Raw genomic sequence first — 23818 nt, 5'->3', positions numbered from 1 at the left:
CCGATTACGAGCGCGGAGCGGATTACAGCGAATGCAGAATCCGGAACACCCACCACGACACCAGCACCAGCGCGCCGATGATCATCGCGAATGCATAGTGATAGATGTAGCCAGTCTGCAAACGACGCACGACGCTGGAGAAGAAGCCCACCACCTTGGCCGAACCGTTGACCAGCAGACCGTCAATCATCAACACATCGCCCACCTTCCACAACACGGTGCCAAGCGCACGGCCAAAGGCGGCGAAACCGTTGATGTAGATGTGATCCATGTAGTACTTGTTTTCGAGCAGCGTGTTGATCGGGCCGGTCTTGGCCTGAATCGCAGCCGGAATATCCGGGCGCTTCATATAGAAGAACCATGCGACAACCACACCGGCCAACGCCAGCCAGAACGGCGCATGGGTAAACGAACCCACACCCATTGCTGCGGCGTTGCGGAATTCTTCCTTCAGATGCTCCATGCCGGGGTGCAACTCGGCATTGACGAAGATCACGCCATCGAAGAAGTGGCCGTACAGCATCGAGGCAATACCAAACGCACCGATGAAGACGGACGGAATGGCCAGCAGCACCAGCGGCAAGGTCACCACCCACGGGCTTTCATGCGGCTTGTCGTTCGGGCCGAGGCCATGGTGGTGATCGGCAGAGACCTCTTCGTCTGCATGATCATCGTGATGCTGATGCGCATCGTGATTCAGCATCCATTGTTCCTTGCCGTGGAACACACGGAAGTACAGGCGGAATGAGTAGAACGCAGTGACGAATACGCCAGCCAAAACCGCGAAGTAGGCAAATCCGGCACCCGGCAGGTGCGACTCATGCACAGCTTCGATGATCGAATCTTTCGAATAGAAGCCCGACAGGAACGGTGTGCCGATCAGCGCCAAGGAGCCAATCAACGACGTGATCCAGGTAATCGGCATGTATTTGCGCAGGCCGCCCATGTTGCGGATGTCCTGATCATGGTGCATGCCAATGATCACGGAACCAGCAGCAAGGAACAGCAGTGCCTTGAAGAATGCGTGCGTCATCAAATGGAACACGGCCACGGAGTAAGCCGATGCGCCCAGTGCCACTGTCATGTAGCCCAGCTGCGACAACGTCGAGTACGCCACGATGCGCTTGATATCATTCTGGATCACGCCAAGGAAACCCATGAACAATGCGGTGATCGCGCCAATCACCATTACAAAGTTCAGTGCGGTATCGGACAGCTCGAACAGCGGGCTCATGCGAGCAACCATGAAGATACCGGCGGTCACCATTGTTGCGGCGTGAATCAGCGCGGAAATTGGGGTCGGGCCTTCCATCGAGTCCGGCAGCCACACGTGCAGCGGGAACTGTGCCGACTTACCCATCGCGCCGATGAACAGCAGAATGCAAGTCACGGACATCAACGACCAGGTGGCACTCGGGAACAGGTTGATGGTGGCATCTTTCAGCGCCGGCGCCTTGGCGAACACTTCGGCGTAATCGAGCGTGCCGAAATAAGCGAGTACCAAACCGATGCCAAGCAGAAAGCCGAAGTCGCCCACGCGGTTGACCAGGAACGCCTTCAGGTTGGCGAAGGTCGCCGTCGGGCGCTTGAACCAGAAGCCGATCAGCAGGTAGGAAACCAGACCGACCGCTTCCCAGCCGAAGAACAGCTGGACGAAGTTATTGGCCATCACCAACATCAGCATCGAGAAGGTGAACAGCGAGATATAGCTGAAGAACCGCTGATAGCCTGGGTCTTCCTGCATGTAGCCGATGGTGTAGATGTGCACCATCAGCGACACGAAGGTCACCACGCACATCATCATCGCGGTCAGCTTGTCGACCAGGAAGCCGACGTTCAGATCAACGCCGTTGATGGTCATCCACGTGTAGACAGTGCCGTTGAAGTTCGCGCCGCCGTCAACCAGCGTCTTGAGCACGTAGGCCGACAAGGCGAATGCAACCGCCACACCGGCAATCGTCACCGTATGCGCGGCACGACGACCGATCGCCCAGCCAAACAGGCCGGCCACCAGCGCGCCAAACAAAGGCGCAAGCGGAATCAGCAAGTAAATTGTTTTCATATCCATGGGTAAGCCCTGTTTTTAATCTTGCCGGCGGCCCGGTCAGCCCTTGAGAGAGTCAAGGTCTTCGACGTTGATCGAGCGCAGGTTGCGGAACAGCACCACCAGAATCGCCAAGCCAATGGCGGATTCAGCGGCCGCCACGGTCAGGATGAAGAACACGAAGATCTGGCCGGATGCGTCACCCAGGAACTGCGAAAACGCGATGAAGTTGATGTTGACCGCCAAGAGCATCAATTCGATTGCCATCAGCAACACGATGAGATTCTTGCGGTTCATGAAGATGCCGAATACGGAGATCGCAAACAGGATCGCCGCCAGCACCAGGTAATGAGTCAGTGTGAGCATTGTCTCCCCTGCCCCTTATGCTTGTTGTTCGCCGTCATCCGCTTTGGGCGGCTCGACGGAGGGACGGGCTTCGACCGGAACAGAGACGATGCGCAGACGGTCGTCGCGCTTCACCTTGATCTGGACAGCCGGGTTGATGTACTTGGTGTTCTTGCGCTTGCGCAAGGTGAGCGCAATCGCGGCGATCATACCAACCAGCAAGATCACGGCCGCCAACTGGAACGGCAGGAAGTACTGGGTGTAAATCAACTCACCCAACACCTTGGCGTTGTTGTAGCCCGGTGCCGGATCAGGCAGTTTCGCGCCATCGATCGCAGCAGCACGGTGCATCAGCACCATCACCATTTCCACTGCCATGATCGCAGCGACCGTGCCGGCCACTGGCACGTACTGCCAGAAGCCCTTGCGCAGCTCTTCGAAATTGATGTCGAGCATCATCACTACGAAGATGAACAGCACCATGACTGCGCCGACGTAGATGACCACCAGCGACACGGCCAGGAACTCGGCCTTGATCAGCATCCACAGCACTGCACCGGTAAAGAACGACAGCACAAGGTACAAGGCAGCGTGCACCGGGTTCTTGGACGCGATCACGCCAAACGCGGCAGCAATCAGGACGATCGAAAAGATAAAGAAAATAGCTTCGGTCATGACTGATCCCTGTTAGCGGTACTTGGCGTCCGCAGCCTTGTTGGCTGCGATTTCGCTTTCGTACTTGTCGCCGATCGCGAGCAGCATCGGCTTGGTGTAATACAGATCGCCGCGCTTTTCGCCGTGGTATTCGAGGATATGCGTTTCAACGATCGCATCCACCGGACAGGCTTCTTCGCAGAAACCGCAGAAAATGCACTTGGTCAGGTCGATGTCGTAACGCGAAGTGCGGCGGGTACCGTCATCACGCGTTTCAGATTCGATCGTGATCGCCAGCGCCGGACAAACCGCCTCGCACAGCTTGCAGGCGATGCAGCGTTCTTCGCCGTTGGCGTAGCGACGCTGTGCATGCAGACCACGGAAACGCGGGCTGTACGGGGTTTTCTCTTCCGGGAACTGGACGGTGATCTTGCGCTGGAAGAAGTGTCGCCCAGTGAGCATCAGCCCCTTGACGAGCTCGACCAGCAGGAAGGTCTTGAAGAAATGATTGATTTTTTCCATGTCTATTCTCCTCGCCCTACTTCCACAGCGTCAGCGGGGTTTGCATCCAGGCACCAACCAATACGATCCACACCAAGGTGACCGGGATAAAGATTTTCCAACCCAGGCGCATCAGCTGGTCATAACGGTAACGCGGGAATGTTGCGCGGAACCACAAGAAGCAGAACAACAGGAAGGCGACTTTCAGCACCCACCACAGGAAGCTCGCGTGGCCGAGGAACGGCACGCTGGCCGGGAACGGGCTGAGCCAGCCGCCAAGGAACATGACCGACGCCATGGCGGAGATCAGGATCATGTTGGCGTATTCAGCCAGGAAGAACAGCGCGAAGCCCATGCCCGAGTATTCGATCATGTGGCCGGCGACGATTTCCGACTCGCCTTCAGTCACATCGAACGGGGCGCGGTTGGTTTCGGCGATACCCGAGATGAAATAGACCACGAACAGCGGCAGCAGCGGCAACCAGTTCCAGGAGAAGACCGAACCGCCGGCCATGCCATGACCCTGCTGGTTGACGATGTCGGTGAGGTTCAGCGAACCGGACACCATGATCACGCCAATCAGCGCGAAACCCATCGCCAGTTCGTATGAGATCACCTGTGCCGCAGCGCGCATTGCACCGAGAAACGCGTACTTCGAGTTGGACGCCCAACCGGCGAGAATCACGCCGTAAACGCCCATCGAAGTAATCGCCATCACGTACAGCAGACCGACGTTCACATCTGCCAGCACGAAGCCCGGATAGAACGGCACAACCGCCCAAGCGGCCAATGCTGGCATCAGCACCATGACCGGGGCCAGGAAGAACAAACCCTTGCTGGCAGCAGTCGGCGCGATGATTTCCTTCAGCAGCAACTTCACGCCGTCGGCGATCGGTTGCAGCAGACCGAACGGGCCGACCCGGTTCGGGCCGATCCGGATCTGCATGTAGCCGATTACCTTGCGCTCAGCGAGCGTGAGGTAAGCCACGGCGCCAAAGATCGGCGCAACGATGCAAACGATCTTGAGCAGGGTCCAGATAAAGAAGGCCAAGGTTTCGTTGAGGCCAAGCGTGGTGTGAAAGAATTCCATGCTTTTCCCCTTATGCCTTGGTAACCGTGATCACACCGGCACCCAGATTGCGGGTAGCAGGCGATGCCAGCGGCACACGCAGGACCTGATCGGCGAGCTTCTTGTCTTCCACCGCAACCAGTAGCGCCTCGCCACCTTGGCTCACACGCACTTGATCACCAGCGGCAACGCCCAGCGATGCCAGGGTGGCTGCATTTGCACGCAATTGACCAGCGACTTGCGCATCGGCAGTTGCTTGCAAGCTGGTAGCACGGCGGGTGATGGCATCCACCTGATACGCCGGCACTTCGGCCAGACGAACCAGACCGGAAGCAGCTTGCGCCTTGACGGTGACAGCCGCAGCGGGTGCGTTATCCAGCTTGCCATCGATACCGGCAGCCAGGATTTCATCGCGGATTTCTTCCGAACTGTTGTAGTGGAAGTTTTCCAGACCCAGCAGGTTGCCGAGCACACGGAACACCTTCCACGCCGGACGGGTTTCGCCGAGCGGGCGCACCACGCCATTGAAGCTTTGCGGCAGGCCTTCCATGTTGACGAAGGTGCCGGAGGTTTCGGAGAACGGCGAAACCGGCAGGATCACGTCGGCGTAATCAAATGCGCACGACTGGAACGGCGACATCACCACGACCATTTCGGCCTTTTCCAGCGCGGCGACTGCTTCGGCACCGTTAGCGGTATCGAAATCAGCTTCAGCATTGAGCAGCACGTAGGCTTTCTTCGGCTGGGCAAACACGTTGCCGGCACCTTGGAAGCCCAGCAGTTGCGCGCCAACGCTATTGGCCGCGTCCGACAGCACACCCAGCTTCGCACCAACAACTTCAGCCAGCGCAGCAGTAGCTGCGTAAAGCTCGGAAGCACGGGCGTTTTGCATAGCGAGGTTGCCGAGCAACACTGAAGTGCTTTCCTTGCCGATCAACGATTCAGCAACTTGCTTCGCGGCGGCCGTCACTTCAACGCCAACCAGATCGATATTCGCGGGAGCAGTGGCACCCTTCAACTCGACGGCAGCCTTCAGTACAGCCAGCACGCCTTCCACCAGTTGATCCGGGCGAGTAACGACTTCTCCAGCCAGCTTGGTGAGCAGATCGTCACCGTGCGAATTGACGATGGAGAGCGCAAGACCACGTTTGACGCCCTGACGCAGACGTTGTGCGATCAGTGGCTGATCCTTGCGCAGCGTAGAACCAACAACCAGCACGGCATTGTTTTGCGCGAGATCGGCAATCGACTGCCCCAGCCACTGCACACCCTTGGTGGCAACCGGATCGGTTACACGCAGGCGGGACTCGACGTTGTGCACGCCAACACCGGCGAGCAGCTTCTTGAACAGGAACAGCTCTTCCAGGGTAGCAGCTTGATTCGCCACGCCAGCGACGCTATCCGCGCCGTGATCAGCGACAACCGACTTCAGGCCATTGGCGACATATTCGAGCGCGGTTTGCCAGTCAGCTTCTTGCCACACGCCGCCCTGCTTGATCAGCGGCTTGGTCAGACGCTCATCCGAGTTCAGCGCTTCGTAGCTGAAGCGATCGCGATCGGACAGCCAGCATTCGTTGATGGCTTCGTTTTCCAGCGGCAGCACGCGCTTGATCTTGTGATCCTTCACTTGCACGACGAGGTTGGAACCCAAGCCATCGTGTGCAGCGACGCTCTTGCGACGGGACAGCTCCCACGTGCGGGCGCTGTAGCGGAACGGCTTGCTGGTAAGCGCGCCGACCGGGCACAAATCGATGATGTTGCCGGAAATTTCTGAGTTCACCGTTTTGCCAATGAAAGGCAATACTTCGGTGAATTCGCCACGGCCACCCATGCCCAGCTCCTGGAAGCCGGCGATTTCTTCGGTGAAGCGCACGCAGCGGCTGCAGTGGATGCAGCGCGTCATGTCAGTGGAGACGAGCGGGCCCAAGTCCTTGTTCACGACCACGCGCTTTTCTTCCTGATAGCGCGAGCCGGATTGACCATAGCCAACCGCCAAGTCCTGCAGGTTGCACTCGCCGCCCTGATCGCAAATCGGGCAATCGAGCGGGTGATTAATGAGCAGAAACTCCATCACGCCCTTCTGGGCCTTCACGGCCATATCAGAGTGCGTGTAGACCTTCATGCCGTCGGTCACGGGCGTGGCACAGGCGGGCAGCGGCTTGGGCGCTTTCTCGACCTGGACCAGGCACATGCGGCAGTTGGCGGCGATCGACAGTTTCTTGTGGTAGCAGAAATGCGGGATGTGCACGCCGACGGAGTTCGCCGCGTCCATCACCGTGCTACCGCCCGGCACTGTCAAAGTCTTACCGTCGATTTCAATTTCCAGCATGATCGACTCGATTCAATGGCAAATTTTTAAACCGACCCAAATCAGAAGCCCGGAACCAGGCAGGATTTGTGTTGGATGTGGTGTTCGAATTCAGCGCGGAAGTGCTTGAGCATCCCTTGCACCGGCATCACGGCAGCGTCGCCCAGCGCACAAATGGTGCGACCTGCGATGTTGCCGCCAACGGACAGCAGGAGGTCCAGATCTTCCGGACGGCCCAGACCGTGTTCGATGCGGTGCACCACGCGATACAGCCAGCCAGTGCCTTCGCGGCACGGCGTACATTGGCCGCAGGATTCTTCGTGGTAGAAGTAGCTCAGACGCTCAAGCGCTTTGACCATGCAGACGGATTCGTCCATGACGATCACCGCGCCAGAACCGAGCATCGAGCCGGCCTTGGCGATGGAGTCATAGTCCATCGTGCATTGCATCATGATATCGGCCGGCAAAACCGGGGCAGACGAGCCCCCCGGAATGACGGCTTTCAGCTTCTTGCCATCACGCATGCCGCCGCACATTTCCAGCAACTCGCTGAACGGCAGGCCGAGCGGAACCTCGTAGTTGCCCGGGCGGTTCACATGGCCGGATACCGAGAACAGCTTGGTGCCACCGTTGTTCGGCTTGCCCAGTTCCAGAAACTTCTGGCCGCCCTCACGAATGATGTACGGCACCGATGCGAATGTTTCGGTGTTGTTGATGGTGGTCGGCTTGCCATACAGGCCATAGCTCGCCGGGAACGGCGGCTTGAAGCGCGGCTGGCCTTTCTTGCCTTCCAGCGATTCGAGCAACGCGGTTTCTTCGCCGCAGATATAAGCGCCGTAACCGTGATGACCGTGCAACTGGAAGCAGAAATCGGAACCGAGAATCTTGTCGCCAAGGAAACCGGCCGCACGCGCTTCTTCCAGTGCTTCTTCAAAGCGTTCATAGGCTTCGAACACTTCACCGTGGATGTAGTTGTAACCAACGGTGATGCCCATGGCGTAGCCGCCGATGATCATGCCTTCGATCAGCGCGTGCGGGTTGTTGACCATGATATCGAGGTCTTTGAAGGTGCCCGGCTCGCCTTCGTCCGTGTTGCAGACGAGGTATTTCTGCCCCGGAAAACTACGCGGCATGAAGGACCACTTCAGGCCGGTCGGGAAACCCGCACCACCGCGACCACGCAGGCTGGACGCCTTCATCTCGGCGATGATTTCGTCTTGGGTGATCTTGTTTTCAATGATTTTCTTGAGCGCCGCATAACCGCCGCGCTTCACATATGCATCGAGTTTCCAGCTGTTCGGATCGTCAAAATCAACGCCTTCGAACACGACGCCTTTTACATACACGGTCATCTTATTCGAGCTCCGCCAGTTTCTTGTCGAGCGCCTCAGGCGTCATGTGATTGCACATGGTGTGGTTGTTCACCAGCATCACCGGCGCATAACCGCAAGCGCCCATGCACTCGCCCTCCTTCAGCGTGAACTTGCCATCAGCTGTGGTTTCGCCGATGTCGATGCCGAGCTTTTGCTTCAGATAATCAGCCGCCTGATAACCGCCGGACAAAGCACAGGGCAAGTTGGTGCAGACGGTCAGCTTGTATTTGCCGACCGGCTTCATGTCATACATGTTGTAGAAGCTGGCGACTTCATAAGCGGCGACCGGCGGAATACGAACATAGTCAGCGACGTATTCGATCAACTCGTTGGTCAGGTGACGCTTTTCAGTCTGCGCGATACGCAGCGCGCCCATGATGGCGGAACGGCGTTGATCTGCCGGGTACTTCGCCAGTTCGCGGTCAATTTGCGCCAGCGACTCTGGCGTCAACAGATTGTTCGCACTCATCAGCGGTCAATCTCCCCAAATACAATATCTTGCGTGCCGATGATCGCGACCACGTCGGAGATCATGTGACCACGCGCCATTTCGTCCAGCGATGCGAGGTGCGCAAAGCCAGGGGCGCGAATCTTCAGGCGGTATGGTTTGTTGGCGCCGTCGGATACCATGTAAATGCCGAACTCGCCCTTCGGATGCTCAACGGCCGCGTAGGCCTCGCCTTCCGGCACGTGCATGCCTTCGGTGAAGAGCTTGAAGTGGTGAATCAGCTCTTCCATGTTCGACTTCATGTCGACACGCGATGGCGGTGCCACCTTGTGGTTGTCGACGATGACCGGGCCCCGGTTTGCTTTCAGCCACTGCACACACTGCTTGATGATGCGGTTGGACTGGCGCATTTCTTCCACGCGGACCAAGTAACGGTCATAGCAGTCCCCGTTCTTGCCCACCGGAATGTCGAAATCCATTTTTTCGTAGACTTCGTACGGCTGCTTCTTGCGCAGATCCCAAGCGATGCCGGAGCCACGCAGCATCGCGCCGGTCAGGCCAAGATTCATGGCGCGTTCCGGCGTCAGTACGCCGATGCCGACGGTACGCTGCTTCCAGATCCGGTTGTCGGTGAGCAAGGTTTCATACTCGTCGACATAGGTCGGGAAGCGGTTGGTGAAGTCTTCGATGAAGTCGAGCAGCGAACCTTCGCGGTTCGAATTCATCTTCTTGATCGCGGCGGCGTTGTGTACCTTGGACGCCTTGTATTGCGGCATCACATCCGGCAGATCGCGGTAGACGCCACCCGGCCGATAGTAAGCCGCATGCATACGCGCGCCCGAAACCGCTTCATAGCAGTCCATCAGGTCTTCGCGCTCGCGGAAGGCGTACAGGAAGATGGTCATGGCGCCGCAATCGAGGCCGTGCGCACCGATCCACATCAAGTGGTTCAGGATGCGGGTGATCTCGTCGAACATCACGCGGATGTATTGGGCACGGACCGGGACCTCGATGCCGACCAGCTTCTCTATCGCCATGCAGTACGCGTGCTCGTTGGACATCATCGACACGTAGTCGAGACGATCCATATATGGCAGCGACTGGATATAGGTCTTGGATTCAGCCAGCTTTTCGGTGGCGCGATGCAGCAGGCCGATGTGCGGGTCGGCGCGTTCGACGACTTCGCCGTCGAGTTCGAGCACGAGGCGCAATACGCCGTGCGCAGCCGGGTGCTGCGGACCGAAGTTAAGCGTGTAGTTACGGATTTCAGACGCCACCGTAATTCTCCTCGCGAATGATGCGCGGGGTGATTTCGCGCGGTTCGATGGTGACGGGCTGGTAGATCACGCGCCCTTGCTCGGCGTCGTAACGCATTTCGACGTAGCCGGAGAGCGGGAAATCCTTGCGGAACGGATGACCGACAAAACCGTAGTCGGTGAGGATGCGACGCAGATCCGGATGACCTTCATAGACGAGACCATAGAGGTCGAACGCTTCGCGCTCGAACCAGTTCACGCCAGACCAGACATCAACCACAGAGGCGATGACCGGGAAATCATCATCCAGCGCGAACACGCGCACGCGAACACGCCAGTTATGCGCGTACGACAGCAAATGGTAGACCGACGCAAAGCGTTGGCCTTCCCAGATGCCGTCTTTGTAGGTGCTGTAATCGACGCCAGCGACATCTACACAGGCTTCGAAACGAAGTTCAGCATGATCACGCAGCGTCTTGGCCGCTTCCAGCCAGTTTGCAGCGCCAATCTCGATGGTGACTTCATCCAGATCAGTCTTGAGGCTAACGAGCTTGTCGCCAAATACGGCGTTCAAACTGTCGATCAGAGTATTGAGCTTAGCCATACCGTCCTCACGCCTGACGAGCCAAGAAACCGGCCCGTGCAATGGTGTTGGTACGCTTGATCTTGTTTTGCAGCTGGATCAGACCGTAGAGCAGCGCCTCAGCTGTCGGCGGGCAACCCGGCACATAAACATCGACCGGCACGATGCGATCACAACCGCGCACAACAGAATATGAATAGTGGTAATAGCCGCCACCGTTGGCACAGGAGCCCATCGAGAGCACCCAGCGTGGCTCGGGCATCTGGTCATAGACCTTGCGCAAGGCTGGTGCCATCTTGTTGCACAGGGTGCCAGCAACAATCATCAAGTCAGACTGACGGGGGGACGGGCGAAATACGATGCCGAAACGGTCGAGGTCATAGCGCGCCGCGCCGGCGTGCATCATCTCGACCGCACAACAGGCGAGACCGAAGGTCATCGGCCACAGCGAGCCGGTACGGGTCCAGTTGACGACCGTATCGACGGTAGTCGTAATGAAACCCTTGTTTTCCAGAGTTTGTGCATTCATCTCGTTTACTCCCACTCCAACGCGCCCTTCATCCACTCGTAGATGAAGCCAACAACCAGGACGGCCAGGAAAATCATCATGGAGAAGAAACCGAAAGAACCGATTTCCTTGAGCACCAAGGCCCATGGCACGAGGAAGGCGACTTCGAGATCGAACAGAATGAAGAGAATGGCGACGAGGTAATAGCGCACGTCGAACTGCATGCGCGCATCTTCGAACGCCTCAAAGCCGCACTCATAGGGCGAGAGCTTGGCCGGATCCGGCTTGTTGGTTCCCAGCACCATGCTGACCGCCTTACCAAGCGCCATCGGCAAAACACCGACCACCGAGGCAATGACGATAAACAGCAAGATGGGGAAATAGTTCTGCAACATCGTGAATCCCCGGTAACAATCAAAAAGAAAATAGTTCTGTTTTTTATTATTTTTGCACGCCGGTGACGCACACCGGCCGCTACAGAGATGGTGCCGACAGTGAGACTCGAACTCACACAGCCGCAGCCACTACCCCCTCAAGATAGCGTGTCTACCAATTTCACCATGTCGGCTTGTTCTGGACTGCCCGAGAAATTATTCGGGGATCTTGTTCTGCACCGGAGAGGCCGGCTGCTGCTGGACAGCGCTTGCTACAGGCGCCTTGACACCGCTCATCACGCCGAGCGAGCTGCCCTTGGAGGGCACGATCATCAAGGTCAGCCCAAGGCAGGACACAAAGAATACGGAGGCGGCAACTGCCGTGCTGCGGCTCAGAAAGTTAGCCGAGCCAGAGGATCCGAAGAGACTACCTGCGGAGCCGCTACCGAAAGCAGCGCCCATGTCAGCACCTTTACCGTGCTGCATCAGGACCAGAATGATCACCGACAGCGCGGAAAGCACGTTAATGACAAGAATAAGGGTTTTCAGGAATTCCATTTTTTTCTCTATAAATTCGGCGCGAATTCTAGCGCCGTAACACTGGTTTTGGCAATGTCAGCGGGCATGCCGACAGATATTCAGGAACTCGGTTGCAGAGAGCGCAGCACCACCGACCAATACGCCGTCGACCCCATCGGTCGCCAGCACTGTCGCGGCATTATCGGCCTTCACGCTACCGCCATACAGCACCCTTGTACGCGCATCGAGTGTCTGCTTGATGAAATCATGCATTTCAGCAATTTGATCCGGTGTCGCCACGATACCGGTTCCAACCGCCCAAGCCGGCTCATAGGCAACCGTATACAGGCTCGTCGGCACGCCGGCGAGCACTTGCAATTCTTCGGAAATGATTTCGCGTGCGACGCCCTTCTGACGCTGTTCGAGCGTCTCGCCGACGCAATAGACCGGCAATAAACCGCCATCCAATGCAGCATTGACCTTGCGCGCAGCCATTTCGCTGGTTTCGTTGAAATAACGTCGCCGCTCGGAATGGCCGATGATCACCATTTCACAACCCACATCGGCCAGCATGGCTGGCGAGACTTCACCGGTGTACGCACCAATATGGAACTCGCAAACATCTTGAGCGCCAAGCTGCACAGGCGTATCCGCCAGTAGTGACTTCGCCAAGGCAAGGTATGGGAACGGGACGCACACGCCGACGTTGGCCCCCAGCTCGGCGCGAACCAGCTCTGGCAACACAGTGCGAATCTGCCCGACGCTGCCGTGCATCTTCCAGTTGCCGATCACGAGTTGTCGTGCCATTCCATTCCGCCCGCTTTGGAAAACACAAAATTCTATTCCCGCACCGCAGCAGCGTCAAACCAGCTTACATCTTTGTCGCCGCACTGCGACGCTCTCTCAGCCGATCCCGCACCGCTGATCACTCCTAATACGGACTTGCGATGGACTTGTAATATTTCAGAAACATGAAGTCGCTAGCATCCGTCCCCATACCGTATCTACCAACGCTCGCACCGGCCACTACGGTGCTGATCTACCTAGGAGCTTCACCATGTCGTATGGACGCAAATTGCTCGTTTCCCTCGGCGTTGCCGCGGGCTTGTTTACCGCAAACGTGTTCGCAGCCGACATCACCGGCGCTGGCGCAACCTTCCCGTATCCGCTGTATGCCAAGTGGGCCGAACAATACAAGGCCAAGACCCAGACCGGTCTGAACTACCAATCGATCGGCTCCGGCGGCGGCATCAAGCAAATCCAGGCCAAGACGGTTGATTTCGGCGCTTCCGACAAGCCGTTGTCCGCAGCTGAACTGGATAAATCCGGTCTGGCGCAGTTCCCGACCGTGATGGGCGGCGTGGTTCCGGTCGCCAATCTGGATGTCGTCAAGGGTGGTGAGCTGAAGCTGTCCCCTGCTGTCCTGGCTGAAATCTTCCTGGGCAAGATCAAGAAGTGGAATGAAGAACCGCTGCAAAAGCTGAACCCTGGCATCAAGCTGCCGGATCAGGCGATCACCGTTGTGCACCGCGCCGACGGCTCTGGCACCACCTGGATTTTCACCAACTACCTCTCCAAGGTCTCCGGCGAATGGAAGGAAAAGGTTGGTAACGACGCATCCGTGTCCTGGCCGGTTGGCGTAGGCGGCAAGGGTAACGAAGGCGTGGCCCAATACGTTCAGCGCATCAAGGGCTCCATCGGCTATGTCGAATACGCATATGCCAAGCAAAACAAGATGGATTACACCCAACTGCAGAACAAGGCCGGCAATTTCGTAGAGCCGACTGAAAACACCTTCAAGGCCGCTGCTGCCAATGCTGACTGGAAGGGCACACCGGGCTTCGCCGTGGTGCTGACCGACCAAGCCGGCAAGGATGCATGGCCAATCACTGGCGCGACTTTCATCCTCGTCTACAAGAAGCAAGACAAGCCGGAAACCGGCCGCGAAGTGCTGAAGTACTTCGACTGGGCGTACAAGGATGGCGACAAGACCGCGCTGGATCTGGACTACGTGCCGCTGCCGGATGCCGTGAAGAACGAAGTGCGTGCTTCGTGGAAGCAAATCACTGGCGCAGACAACGCACCGGTTCTGAAGTAATCGCGGTCCGGCATCCAGCTGTCATACAATCGGATGTCTAAACCGGAACAACCAACAGGAGCCCTCGTGGCTCCTGTTGGTTTGCAAATCAGCCCCAGCAATAATAAGCGGCGCAATTCGGCGTCCTCGTCTCCCGGTCTTTCGGCGGAGCATTTAATGGCATCCCATGCAGCGCGACTCAAACAACAACAGCGACAAGATTGGCTGTTCCGCGGCGCAACCCGTTTCTTTGCATTCCTGGTGTTGGCGATCCTCGTCGGCATCATCATTTCCCTGATCATCGGCGCATGGCCGTCAATCAAGCAGTTCGGCTTCGGCTTCGTGCTTGGCGACCAGTGGAACCCGGTGACACACGTGTTCGGTGGGCGCAACTCCATCATCGGCACGCTGCTGTCGTCTTTCATTGCCTTGCTGATCGCCGTGCCGGTCAGCTTCGGCATTGCCATCTTCCTCACCGAACTCGCCCCGGTCTGGCTACGCCGTCCCTTCGGCATTGCCATCGAGCTACTGGCTGGTGTGCCGTCGATCATTTACGGCATGTGGGGCCTCTTCGTCTTCGCCCCGTGGTTTGCCGATAACGTCCAGCCGTGGTTGCAAAATCACACCCAGGGCATCCCGCTGCTCGGGCCGATGTTCGATGGCCCGCCGATGGGCATCGGCATGCTGACCTCCGGCCTGATCCTGTCGATCATGATCATTCCGTACATCTCTTCGGTGATGCGCGACGTGTTTGAAGTCGTGCCGGCCATGCTGAAGGAATCGGCCTACGGCCTCGGCTGCACGACTTGGGAAGTGGTGTGGAACGTGGTGCTGCCCTTCACCAAGAACGGCGTCGTTGGCGGTGTGATGCTCGGCTTGGGCCGTGCGCTTGGTGAAACCATGGCAATCACCTTCGTCATCGGTAACTCGCACAGCACCATTCACTCGCTGTTCGATCCGGGCACGTCGATCGCCGCCACGCTGGCCAACGAGTTCACCGAGGCCAGCGACGACCTGCACGTGGCCTCGCTGATCTATCTGGGCCTGCTGCTGTTCGTCATCACCTTCATCGTGCTCGTGCTCTCGAAAATCCTGCTGCTGCGCCTGCAAAAAGGCGAAGGCGCGAATTCCTGACCCGGCCTGACCACGGAGAACCAATAACAATGAACCGTTACGCGCGCCGCCGCTTCATCAATGTACTCAGCATCGGCCTCTCCATCGCTGCCATGCTGTTCGGCTTGGTCTGGCTGATGTGGATCCTCTTTACCCTGTTCAAGAACGGCTTTGGCGGCCTCACGCTGAGCCTGTTTACCGAAACCACACCGGCTCCGGGCAGCAAGGGCGGCTTGTCGAACGCCATCATCGGCAGCATCCAGATGGCTGCCGTCGGCACCGCCATCGGCACACCGATCGGCATTCTGGCCGGCACCTATTTGGCTGAATTCGGCCAGCGCGGCTGGCTGGCACCGGCAACCCGTTTCATCAACGATATCCAGCTCGCCGCGCCCTCCATCGTGATCGGTCTGTTCATTTACGAGTTGTATGTCACGCGCACCAACCACTTCTCCGGGATTGCCGGGTCGCTGGCACTCGCGCTGCTGGTCATCCCGGTGGTCGTGCGCACGACGGAGAACATGCTGAAACTGGTGCCGAACAGCATGCGCGAAGCCGCGTATGCACTCGGCGCACCGCAATGGAAGATGACGCTGTTCATCACCTTGCGCTCAGCCCAGGCCGGCGTACTCACCGGCATCTTGCTGGCCGTCGCGCGCATTGCCGGCGAAACCGCCCCGCTGCTGTTCACCGCGCTCAACAACCAGTTCTACTCGAACATGAATCAGCCGATGGCCAACCTGCCAGTGGTGATCTTCCAGTTCGCGATGGCACCGTACGAAGACTGGCACACGCTGGCTTGGGCCGGCTCCTTGCTGATCGGCCTGTTCGTACTTGGCTTGAACGTCGTTGCCCGCATCCTGGTTCGCCCTTCGAGCCAACACTGACCCGAATAAACAGGACTCTGCCCCCCCATGAGCCAACCCGTGAACCAAAACGCCAAGCTGGTCGTCAAGAACCTTAATTTCTATTACGGCAATTTCCACGCGCTGAAGAACATCAACCTCGACATCCTCGAAGGCAAGGTCACCGCCTTCATCGGGCCGTCCGGCTGCGGCAAATCGACACTGTTGCGCACCTTCAACCGCATGTATGACCTCTACCCCAAGCTGCGCGCCGAGGGCGAGATCATCCTCAACGGCAAGAACATCCTCAATGCCGGCATCGACCTGAACATGCTGCGCGCCAAAGTCGGCATGGTGTTTCAGAAGCCGACGCCGTTCCCGATGTCGATCTACGACAACATCGCCTTTGGCGTGAATCTGTACGAAACGCTGCCGAAGTCCGAAATGGACGACCGCGTGGAATGGGCACTGCAAAAAGCTGCGCTGTGGAACGAAGTGAAGGACAAGCTCAAGCAATCGGGCTTGGGCCTCTCTGGCGGTCAGCAACAACGGTTGTGTATTGCCCGTGCCGTCTCGGTCAAGCCGGAAATCCTGCTGCTGGATGAACCGACCTCCGCGCTCGACCCGATCTCGACCGCCCACGTCGAAGAACTGGTGCACGAGTTGAAGCGTGACTACACCATCGCCATCGTCACCCACAACATGCAGCAGGCTGCGCGGGTGTCCGACTTCACCGCCTACATGTATCTGGGCGAGCTGATCGAAGTGGGCGAGACCGACAGCATCTTCACCACGCCGAAGCAAAAAGCGACGGAAGACTACATCACCGGCAAGTTCGGCTGATCCAGACTCCTCGCAATCACGGCTTGCCGAGCTAATCTACTCGGCAAGCCTGCCCCCTCCCCTCTCCAGACCCCATCGGCGCCAACCTCGGCGTTGCTTGATCCCCCTCCCCGCACAAGCCCGGCCTCAAGCGCTCTCGCACTCGGCCAGCAGCAGCCTTCCTACATGAGCCGCAAGCCGCTTCCGCGCCATCCGGCTGCAAAAATGACGCGTACATAACCTTACATTTCATTGTTTGATGATGAGAACCAATCCCAATAGCATTTGCGAAAAATTCTCATTCATATCAAAACAAAACCACAGAAGCAGTCGAATCAAACCTGAGAGAGCAAACAATGAAAACACAACGTACTTCGCGTGCCTTGCTGGCGGCAATGGCGCTTTCCAGCAGCAGCCTGGCGCTGGCCGATACCTCGCAGCAATTGCTGGAACAAAAAATCGACAATATGGCGCAAGAGCTGCAACTGCTGAAATCGCAATTACAGGAACTCAAAGCGCAGAATACGACACTGGTCAATCAGCAAGCAGAGCAAAAACAGCAGGTCGCGCAACAACAAACGCAACTGCAAGCAGTACAAGATACCCAAACCCAAATCGCAGCCAAACCCAGTGCACTGGCAAATCTGGATATCTGGGGCTATGGCGAGCTGTACTACAACCATCCGACCAAGCATTCCGATAAAACGCAGGCCGATCTGGCACGCGCCGTCTTTGGTTTCGGCTATCAATTCAATGACCGTACCCGCTTCAATTCGGAATTCGAAATCGAACATGCCGTCACCTCATCAAGCGATGTGGGCGAATTCGAAGTCGAGCAGTTTTACGTCGATCACAAGTTGACCGATTGGGCTTCGCTGCAAGCCGGCCTGTTCCTGATTCCATCCGGCCTGTTGAACGAGTCGCACGAACCGACGCATTATTACGGCGTACAACGCAATTTCGTTGAAACACTGATCATCCCAAGCACATGGCGTGAAGGTGGCCTGGCGCTGCATGGCAATACCGACAACGGTTTCAACTGGAATGCCGGCCTTACGACCGGGCTGGATCTGTCCAAGTGGAATTTCACGCCGCAAAAAGCGCCATACACCACGGCGCTTGAATTACAGACCAGCGCGATTGCACCGATGCAAGCCACCCACCAGGAAATGGCTTTCGCCAACGCGCAGCATCTGTCTCAATACGTTTCGGTGAATTACTCAGGTATCCCCAGCCTGTTGATCGGCGGCTCGATCTTTACTGGCGGCGTGGTGCGCAATCAAACCAATATCCCGGATAACGAACGCGTTCTGCTATGGGAAGCGCACGGCCGTTGGAATCCGGGGAAATGGGATATCTCGGCCCTTTATGCGCATGGTTCGTTCTCACACACCGCAGATGCCAATGCACAATTCCCCGGCTCGCCCAACCCCTTGCCAGCTGAGTTTTATGGCTATTACCTGCAAGCCGCCTACAACGCCTGGCAAAATGGCGATTATCGTCTGAGCCCATTTGTGCGGGCAGAGCACTACGATATGGGCGCCAAGTACGAAGGCATTCCGGCCGGAACCAGCACTACGCCGGCACAACCCTTGCCGGGTCTGGATTTCTTGCCGCAAACGCATGACACGGTTTACACCATCGGGGCCAACTTCTATTTGAATCCGAATGTGGTGCTGAAGGCGGATTACCAGAACTTCCGCATCAACAAAGACTTCTCGCGCTTTGATTTGGGCTTGGGCGTGGAATTCTGATTACGCAGTCATTGCATCGTGGACGGGTGGCGAAGTAAGCCGCCCTTTCTGCTTTCCTGAATTGATTGAATACGGATTGAATACGGACACTCACCCATGCGTTACCACTCGATTCCTGCAGTCGTGATTTGTGCAGCTGCTGCTGCATCGGCCGGTTTGGTCGTCACGCAGGTATACGCGGCAGATTACCTATCCATCGCCGATGCGAAAAAACTGATGTTCGCCGATGCCACCGAATTCGCCCCCTATCCGCTGCACATGAGCGCCGATCAGCAAAAAGCCATTGAAGCCAAGGCCGGTGGGCCGCTGCGGCCGGCCGGCTGGGTGGTGTGGCAGGCAAAGAAGGGTGATACGGTGCTCGGCTACGTAGTAACCGATGCGGTACTGGGCAAGTTCGAATTGATCAGCTACGCCGTCGCCTTGAATACCGATGCCACCATCCGCAGCGTCGAGATCCTCGCCTATCGCGAAAGCCACGGCTTTGAAGTACGCAATCAGGCTTGGCGCAACCAGTTTGTCGGCAAGAGCGCCAAAGCGCCGCTACGTATCGGCGACGACATCGCCAACATCAGCGGCGCCACTTTGTCCTGCACCCATCTCACCGACGGTGTGCGACGCATCGCCACGTGGGCACAGCTGGCCTTGGTGCACGCTTGAGTCCTCGGGCCATCGAATGACCTCGCACTTCCGACGCGCGCAGCCCTGGCTTGGCACGCTGGTCGAAATCAGCATGCATTGCGCCGACGCACAACTCGCCCAGCAAGCCAGCGAGGCCGCATTTGCATGCATCGCCGATGTGCATCGGCTGATGAGCTTTCACGACCCGGCCAGCGATTTGAGCCGGCTCAATCAAGCTGCGCCTAACCAAACCGTGCTGCTCGATCCGCGTACCTGCCACGTACTGCAAGCCGCCCAGACCCTGGCGATTGAATCGGCTGCGGCTTTCAACCCGGCGCTGGCGCACCGATTGGTTGCCAGTGGCCAACTGCCACATCCGACGCTTAACCCGCCACCTCACGTTGGCAAGCGAACGGTGGAACAGCATGTCGTTTGGCCGTTGCTGGATTTTTTCGGGAACCACGTCAGCAAGCGCCAGTTCGCGTGGCTCGATCTGGGCGGTATTGCCAAGGGCTACGCGGTAGATCTCGCCATTGAAGCGCTTGGCCAATACCCGCTGGAACAAGCTTGCGTGAACGCCGGTGGGGATTTGCGCCACATCGGCCAAGGGCCGCTGCCGATCCATTTGCGCCACCCGGGTAATCCGGCCCGGCTGACCGAGACCTACCCGTTGGATAACGCCGCCTTGGCGTCATCGGCCAGCAACGGCTTGACCCCAGCAGACCAGCAGCACGCCCCGACGCTGTTGCAAGGTCAGAGCGGTATGCCATTGCGGCGCAATTGCGGTGTCACCATCGTCGCGCCGAGCTGCATGCATGCGGATGCCCTCACCAAGATCGTGTTGTCATCAGAAAATCCTGAGCATCCGATGCTGGCTCGCTATCATGCGCGGGTCGCCGCTTTTCACGCCCCCTCCCCGTCATGAACAAAGCTCCGAAACGTCCATCCCATCTATTGCCGACCATCCGCATCGGCGACAAGCGCAGACGCCTGATTTACGCATTGTTTGCCATCTTGTTGATCAGTGGCTCGGTCTGGCTTTATCTGCATTTCTTTGCGGGTGCCGAGATGGCGTTCACGCCCAGCCCGCTCCTCCCCTGGAGCATGAAAGTCCACGGAGCAGCAGCATTGTTGCTGACCTATTTCGCCGGCTCGCTGTTGTACAGCCATATTCTGCATGCGTGGCATATCCGGCGAAATCGCTGGAGCGGCAGCGTGATCGCTGTCAGCTGTTCACTGCTGGCGCTAACGGGCTATGGCCTTTATTACTTCGATGGCGAGCAATTACGGCAATCAACCGAATGGCTGCATTGGATGGTGGGCGGTATCGCACTACCGGTTTTGTATTGGCACATCCGCATGGGCCGGCGGCGCAAATCGCAAAACGGCAGCATTTAGGCATTACGCGTAAGCTGAATCGAGAGCCACCAGTCCGGATGCCCCATGCTTTCTTTGCTGCGCCACCTGAAACAACTACTTGCTTGGCTCGACCTGACCGCCTTCACGCTGGCCATGATGCTGCTGGCGCGGTTGCCAATGGCGTGGCTCGGGGGCTGGTATCCGCACCTGTTTCACGTCTGGTGCCGCTGTTTCGTGCGGGCACTTGGCGTCGATCTGCATCTGCATCAGCACAACACCAAACCGCTGCCCGAACATTACATCCTGATCGCCAATCACCCCTCGGCCTTTGAAGACGTCGGCATCCCGGCCTTGTTTCCGGTATCGAGCCTTGCGAAAGAAGAAGTGCGCGATTGGTGGTTCGTCGGCCGCATCGCTGTCGCCGCCGGCACCTTGTTCGTGCAACGAGCCAGCAAAGGCTCTCGCCAAGAGGCCTTGCACGCCATGATCGATAGCGTGCAGGCCGGCAAGAATATCGCCCTGTACCCGGAAGGCGGCTGCAAAGGTCGACGACTGTGGGAGAAGTTTCTCTATGGCGCTTTCACGGTCTCGCTGGAAACCGGCGTGCCCATCGTGCCGGTGTTTCTGCATTACGAAGCGCAAGAGGCATTCGAATGGGGGCAGGGCGAGACGTTATTGCAGAAAATCCGCACCATCATGACCGCCCCGAATCACACCGCGAATTACCACGTGTTCGATCCGCTGAACCCGGCAGACTTCGCGGATCGCGAAAGTTATTCGGCGCATGCGTACCAGTTGTTCTTGGGCTGGCAGGCGCGGTTTCTTGAGTAACCGCACCCTCCCCCCAATCAAATCACCTGATCAAACCACCCGCGTCAGCACCGGCTCACCCGCAAACCACGCCTTTAGATTGGCAAAGGTCAAATCCCCCATGGCCTTGCGGGTTTCGTGCGTTGCGCTGCCGATATGGGGCAACAGCACGACGTTGTCCATGCTGAACAAGGCTTCCGGCACTTTGGGTTCGTCTTCGAACACATCCAGACCAGCACCGCCCAATTCACCGGTTTGCAAGGCAGCGACCAGCGCCGCTTCGTCCATCACCGAGCCACGTGCGATGTTGATCACGAAACCGGTCGGGCCGAGCGCCTTCAGGATGCGCGCATCGACGGTGTGGCGGGTTTCATCACCACCGGGCAGCGCGAGCACAAGGTAATCGGCATCGCGGGCCAGCGCCTCCAGATCGGCATAGAACGGATAAGCAAGATCGTCCTTCTGGCGCGGGCCGTGGTAAGCAATGCGCATGCCGAATGCTTCAGCCCGTTTCGCGACGGCACGGCCGATGCCGCCCATGCCCACGATGCCGCACAGCTTGCCGGCCGGCGATACGCCGAGGGGAAACGTCCCTTTCGTCCAGCGCCCGGCACGCACGTAGCGATCGGCTTCACAGATACGGTGTGATACCGCCAGCAGCAGCGCCATCGCACAGTCGGCCACGCCTTCGCACAGCACGTCCGGCGTGTTGGTCACGACGACGCCTTGTGCCTTGGCAGCAGCGATATCGATAGCGTCATAACCGACACCGAAATTCGTGATGATTTCGAGCTTGGGTAAAGCGGCCATCAGTGCCGCGTCCACCCCCATGAAGCTGGTTGTGACAATGCCACGCGCTGTTGCCGCATGCTCACGCAAGAAGGCGGCCCGATCCGGTGCGAGCCAGAGTTTGAGCGCGTTGAAGTCTCGCTCCACCGCATCCATCAGTGAGGGCAACAATGGGCTGGTGACGATCACATCAGGTTTGGACACGGGGAGCCTCCTTGCAAATCAGGCGATTGTCGCATCGGCACGACGGTGATTGGAACGGGCCAGCACCACCGTCAGCACCACGCCACCAGCGGCAGCAAGCGAAGCCACAAGGAAAATCGCCGGATAGCCGTAACCGCCAATGATCACGCCCGCCACCGGACCGGTGATGCCAAGTGCCACATCGAGGAACAAGCCATACGCCCCGAGCGCGGAGCCACGGCTTGAGGCCGGCACCAAGCCGACTGCTTCGACACCCAGCGCCGGGAATACCAGCGAAAAACCGCAGCCAGTCAGTGCCGCGCCCAGCAATGCCAACGACGGTGATACCGCGAACCATAGCAGCAGCAAACCGATGCATTCGATGGCGAATGAAATCAGCGCCACGCGGAAGCCACCATAGCTGCTGATCGAGTGGGCGAAGAGCAGCCGTACGCCGACGAAACATGCGCCAAACAGCGTGAGCGTCAGCGCGGCATTCGGCCAATGGCGGCTGGCGTAAAAGAGCGTGATGAAGGTGGCGAGCACACCGAAGCCGATCGACCCCAGCGCCAAACCTGCGCCGTAGGGGAGCACCCGGCCCAGCACGTTGCGGAATGGCAGGCGCTCGCCGTGGATAATTTCCGTCGCGGGTTTAGACGATGCCAGCACGAAACCCAGAACCCCCAGCGCAACCACGCTGGCGCCAATCGCGCCGAAACCGAAAGCGCCCGCCAAGCCGACACCCAGCGGTGCTCCAAGCCCCAGCGCGCCATAAGTCGCAACGCCATTCCACGAAATCACCTTGGCCGTGTGCTGCGCACCAACGCGGCCGATGCCCCAAGTAATGGCGCCGGTGCCCACGCAGCTTTCACCAAAGCCGAGCACGGCGCGGCTGGCAAGCACGGCGACAAGGCTTAGCCAGGGTTTAGCGGTAAACAAAGCCGCCAGTAGCAGGAACGCCCCGCTCACACCACAGGCAATCAGCCCATACACCACCGTGCGCTTGGGGCCGATGGTATCCGCCATCCGGCCGGCATGCGGGCGGCTCAACAGTGTGGCGACGTATTGCAGACTGATCGCCAGACCGGCGACCACCGAGCCGTAGCCCAGGTCGGTATGCACGTAGGGCGGCAGTACGGCGAGCGGAATGCCGATGCTGAGATAACACAGGAAAGTGAAGAGAACGACCGAGACGATCTGCAAAGTGGGGGCGTGTTGCGACCCAACGGTTGTGTCAGCATTGCTGGCAAGGGGATCAGACATGGAAGGACACCTTAGTGCGCAGGCAGAATGGCGAATGCCATGGCCCACGCTAACCGGCGAGTTTGCGCCGATTTAAACGGCAACGTCATCGGGCATAAAAACAATTCCATTTGAAATCAAATTACGCTAATGCACTGACTTTGATAGGGATCTGGCTGCAAACCATCGCATGCGTCATCACCGGTTCAAGCGGTACGGATATA

General features: G+C 58.1%; 25 protein-coding genes and 1 tRNA gene. 9 read left to right on the top strand and 17 right to left on the bottom strand.

From position 1 onward, the window contains the following. Positions 1-22: 22 nt before the first annotated feature. The 15 genes from nuoL to tpiA form a co-directional block, all read right to left on the bottom strand. A complete protein-coding gene (nuoL, locus tag BR41_RS05090; protein ID WP_035053480.1) occupies positions 23-2068 on the bottom strand; it encodes an NADH-quinone oxidoreductase subunit L in 2046 nt (681 codons plus the stop codon). 36 nt (positions 2069-2104) lie between these two features. After that, entirely contained in the window at positions 2105-2410 is a 306-nt protein-coding gene (gene nuoK / locus BR41_RS05085; RefSeq protein WP_035053478.1) for an NADH-quinone oxidoreductase subunit NuoK, read from the bottom strand. A gap of 15 nt (positions 2411-2425) precedes the next feature. Then, positions 2426-3064 (bottom strand): NADH-quinone oxidoreductase subunit J, encoded by a 639-nt coding sequence (locus BR41_RS05080; protein ID WP_035053475.1) that lies wholly within the window; start codon positions 3062-3064, stop codon positions 2426-2428. Between the two features lie 12 nt (positions 3065-3076). Then, positions 3077-3565 (bottom strand): NADH-quinone oxidoreductase subunit NuoI, encoded by a 489-nt coding sequence (gene nuoI, locus BR41_RS05075; RefSeq protein WP_035053473.1) that lies wholly within the window; start codon positions 3563-3565, stop codon positions 3077-3079. 16 nt (positions 3566-3581) lie between these two features. Further along, the gene (gene nuoH / locus BR41_RS05070; protein WP_035053471.1) at positions 3582-4634 is read right to left on the bottom strand and encodes an NADH-quinone oxidoreductase subunit NuoH; all 1053 of its coding nucleotides are present in this window, start codon (positions 4632-4634) and stop codon (positions 3582-3584) included. A 10-nt stretch (positions 4635-4644) separates the two neighbouring features. Beyond that, a complete protein-coding gene (gene nuoG, locus BR41_RS05065; RefSeq protein WP_035053468.1) occupies positions 4645-6942 on the bottom strand; it encodes an NADH-quinone oxidoreductase subunit NuoG in 2298 nt (765 codons plus the stop codon). 41 nt (positions 6943-6983) lie between these two features. Beyond that, positions 6984-8273 carry an NADH-quinone oxidoreductase subunit NuoF gene (gene nuoF / locus BR41_RS05060; protein ID WP_035053466.1) on the bottom strand — a complete coding sequence of 430 codons (1290 nt, stop codon included), beginning with the start codon at positions 8271-8273 and terminating at the stop codon, positions 6984-6986. Between the two features lies 1 nt (position 8274). Further along, entirely contained in the window at positions 8275-8748 is a 474-nt protein-coding gene (gene nuoE / locus BR41_RS05055; RefSeq protein WP_035053807.1) for an NADH-quinone oxidoreductase subunit NuoE, read from the bottom strand. Between the two features lie 14 nt (positions 8749-8762). After that, positions 8763-10019 (bottom strand): NADH-quinone oxidoreductase subunit D, encoded by a 1257-nt coding sequence (locus BR41_RS05050; protein WP_035053464.1) that lies wholly within the window; start codon positions 10017-10019, stop codon positions 8763-8765. After that, positions 10009-10602 (bottom strand): NADH-quinone oxidoreductase subunit C, encoded by a 594-nt coding sequence (locus tag BR41_RS05045; protein WP_035053463.1) that lies wholly within the window; start codon positions 10600-10602, stop codon positions 10009-10011. The genes BR41_RS05050 and BR41_RS05045 overlap by 11 nt, the downstream gene beginning before the upstream one ends. Positions 10603-10609: 7 nt before the next feature. Continuing rightward, positions 10610-11110, bottom strand: a complete 501-nt coding sequence (locus tag BR41_RS05040; protein WP_035053461.1) for a NuoB/complex I 20 kDa subunit family protein — start codon at positions 11108-11110, stop codon at positions 10610-10612. A gap of 5 nt (positions 11111-11115) precedes the next feature. Further along, the gene (locus tag BR41_RS05035) at positions 11116-11484 is read right to left on the bottom strand and encodes an NADH-quinone oxidoreductase subunit A (protein ID WP_035053460.1); all 369 of its coding nucleotides are present in this window, start codon (positions 11482-11484) and stop codon (positions 11116-11118) included. 88 nt (positions 11485-11572) lie between these two features. Beyond that, positions 11573-11657 (bottom strand) — tRNA-Leu (locus tag BR41_RS05030). 22 nt (positions 11658-11679) lie between these two features. Next, a complete protein-coding gene (gene secG / locus BR41_RS05025; protein WP_035053458.1) occupies positions 11680-12021 on the bottom strand; it encodes a preprotein translocase subunit SecG in 342 nt (113 codons plus the stop codon). 57 nt (positions 12022-12078) lie between these two features. Beyond that, the gene (gene tpiA, locus BR41_RS05020) at positions 12079-12789 is read right to left on the bottom strand and encodes a triose-phosphate isomerase (protein ID WP_035053456.1); all 711 of its coding nucleotides are present in this window, start codon (positions 12787-12789) and stop codon (positions 12079-12081) included. 250 nt (positions 12790-13039) lie between these two features. Here tpiA and pstS point away from each other — a divergent pair, with 250 nt between their 5' ends. The 9 genes from pstS to BR41_RS04975 all read left to right on the top strand — a co-directional run bounded on the left by pstS (position 13040) and on the right by BR41_RS04975 (position 21401). Continuing rightward, complete coding sequence (pstS, locus tag BR41_RS05015; protein WP_035053455.1) at positions 13040-14080, top strand: phosphate ABC transporter substrate-binding protein PstS; 1041 nt, start codon at positions 13040-13042, stop codon at positions 14078-14080. Between the two features lie 156 nt (positions 14081-14236). Next, positions 14237-15193, top strand: a complete 957-nt coding sequence (gene pstC / locus BR41_RS05010; RefSeq protein ID WP_035053453.1) for a phosphate ABC transporter permease subunit PstC — start codon at positions 14237-14239, stop codon at positions 15191-15193. 29 nt (positions 15194-15222) lie between these two features. Next, positions 15223-16059, top strand: coding sequence for a phosphate ABC transporter permease PstA (pstA, locus tag BR41_RS05005; protein ID WP_051710170.1), 837 nt, complete (start codon positions 15223-15225; stop codon positions 16057-16059). 39 nt (positions 16060-16098) lie between these two features. Continuing rightward, a complete protein-coding gene (pstB, locus tag BR41_RS05000) occupies positions 16099-16860 on the top strand; it encodes a phosphate ABC transporter ATP-binding protein PstB (RefSeq protein ID WP_245615802.1) in 762 nt (253 codons plus the stop codon). 335 nt (positions 16861-17195) lie between these two features. After that, entirely contained in the window at positions 17196-18593 is a 1398-nt protein-coding gene (locus BR41_RS04995; RefSeq protein ID WP_035053450.1) for a cell division protein ZapB, read from the top strand. Between the two features lie 96 nt (positions 18594-18689). Next, on the top strand, positions 18690-19250 hold the full coding sequence (locus BR41_RS04990; RefSeq protein ID WP_035053448.1) for an FMN-binding protein: 561 nt from the start codon (positions 18690-18692) through the stop codon (positions 19248-19250). Between the two features lie 16 nt (positions 19251-19266). Further along, a complete protein-coding gene (locus BR41_RS04985) occupies positions 19267-20136 on the top strand; it encodes an FAD:protein FMN transferase (RefSeq protein WP_035053445.1) in 870 nt (289 codons plus the stop codon). Next, positions 20133-20609 (top strand): hypothetical protein, encoded by a 477-nt coding sequence (locus BR41_RS04980; RefSeq protein ID WP_035053442.1) that lies wholly within the window; start codon positions 20133-20135, stop codon positions 20607-20609. Before BR41_RS04985 ends, BR41_RS04980 begins: the two co-directional genes overlap by 4 nt. 45 nt (positions 20610-20654) lie before the next feature. Next, positions 20655-21401 (top strand): lysophospholipid acyltransferase family protein, encoded by a 747-nt coding sequence (locus BR41_RS04975; RefSeq protein ID WP_035053439.1) that lies wholly within the window; start codon positions 20655-20657, stop codon positions 21399-21401. 30 nt (positions 21402-21431) lie between these two features. Here the strand turns inward: BR41_RS04975 and BR41_RS04970 are convergent, their stop codons facing one another. Next, entirely contained in the window at positions 21432-22373 is a 942-nt protein-coding gene (locus tag BR41_RS04970) for a 2-hydroxyacid dehydrogenase (RefSeq protein ID WP_035053438.1), read from the bottom strand. Positions 22374-22391: 18 nt separating this feature from the next. Beyond that, the gene (locus BR41_RS04965; protein ID WP_035053436.1) at positions 22392-23615 is read right to left on the bottom strand and encodes an MFS transporter; all 1224 of its coding nucleotides are present in this window, start codon (positions 23613-23615) and stop codon (positions 22392-22394) included. Positions 23616-23818: the final 203 nt, after the last annotated feature.

The sequence above is a fragment of the Andreprevotia chitinilytica DSM 18519 genome (assembly GCF_000711875.1).
Taxonomy (GTDB): domain Bacteria; phylum Pseudomonadota; class Gammaproteobacteria; order Burkholderiales; family Chitinibacteraceae; genus Andreprevotia; species Andreprevotia chitinilytica.
This window is presented reverse-complemented; position numbering and strand designations above follow the sequence as displayed.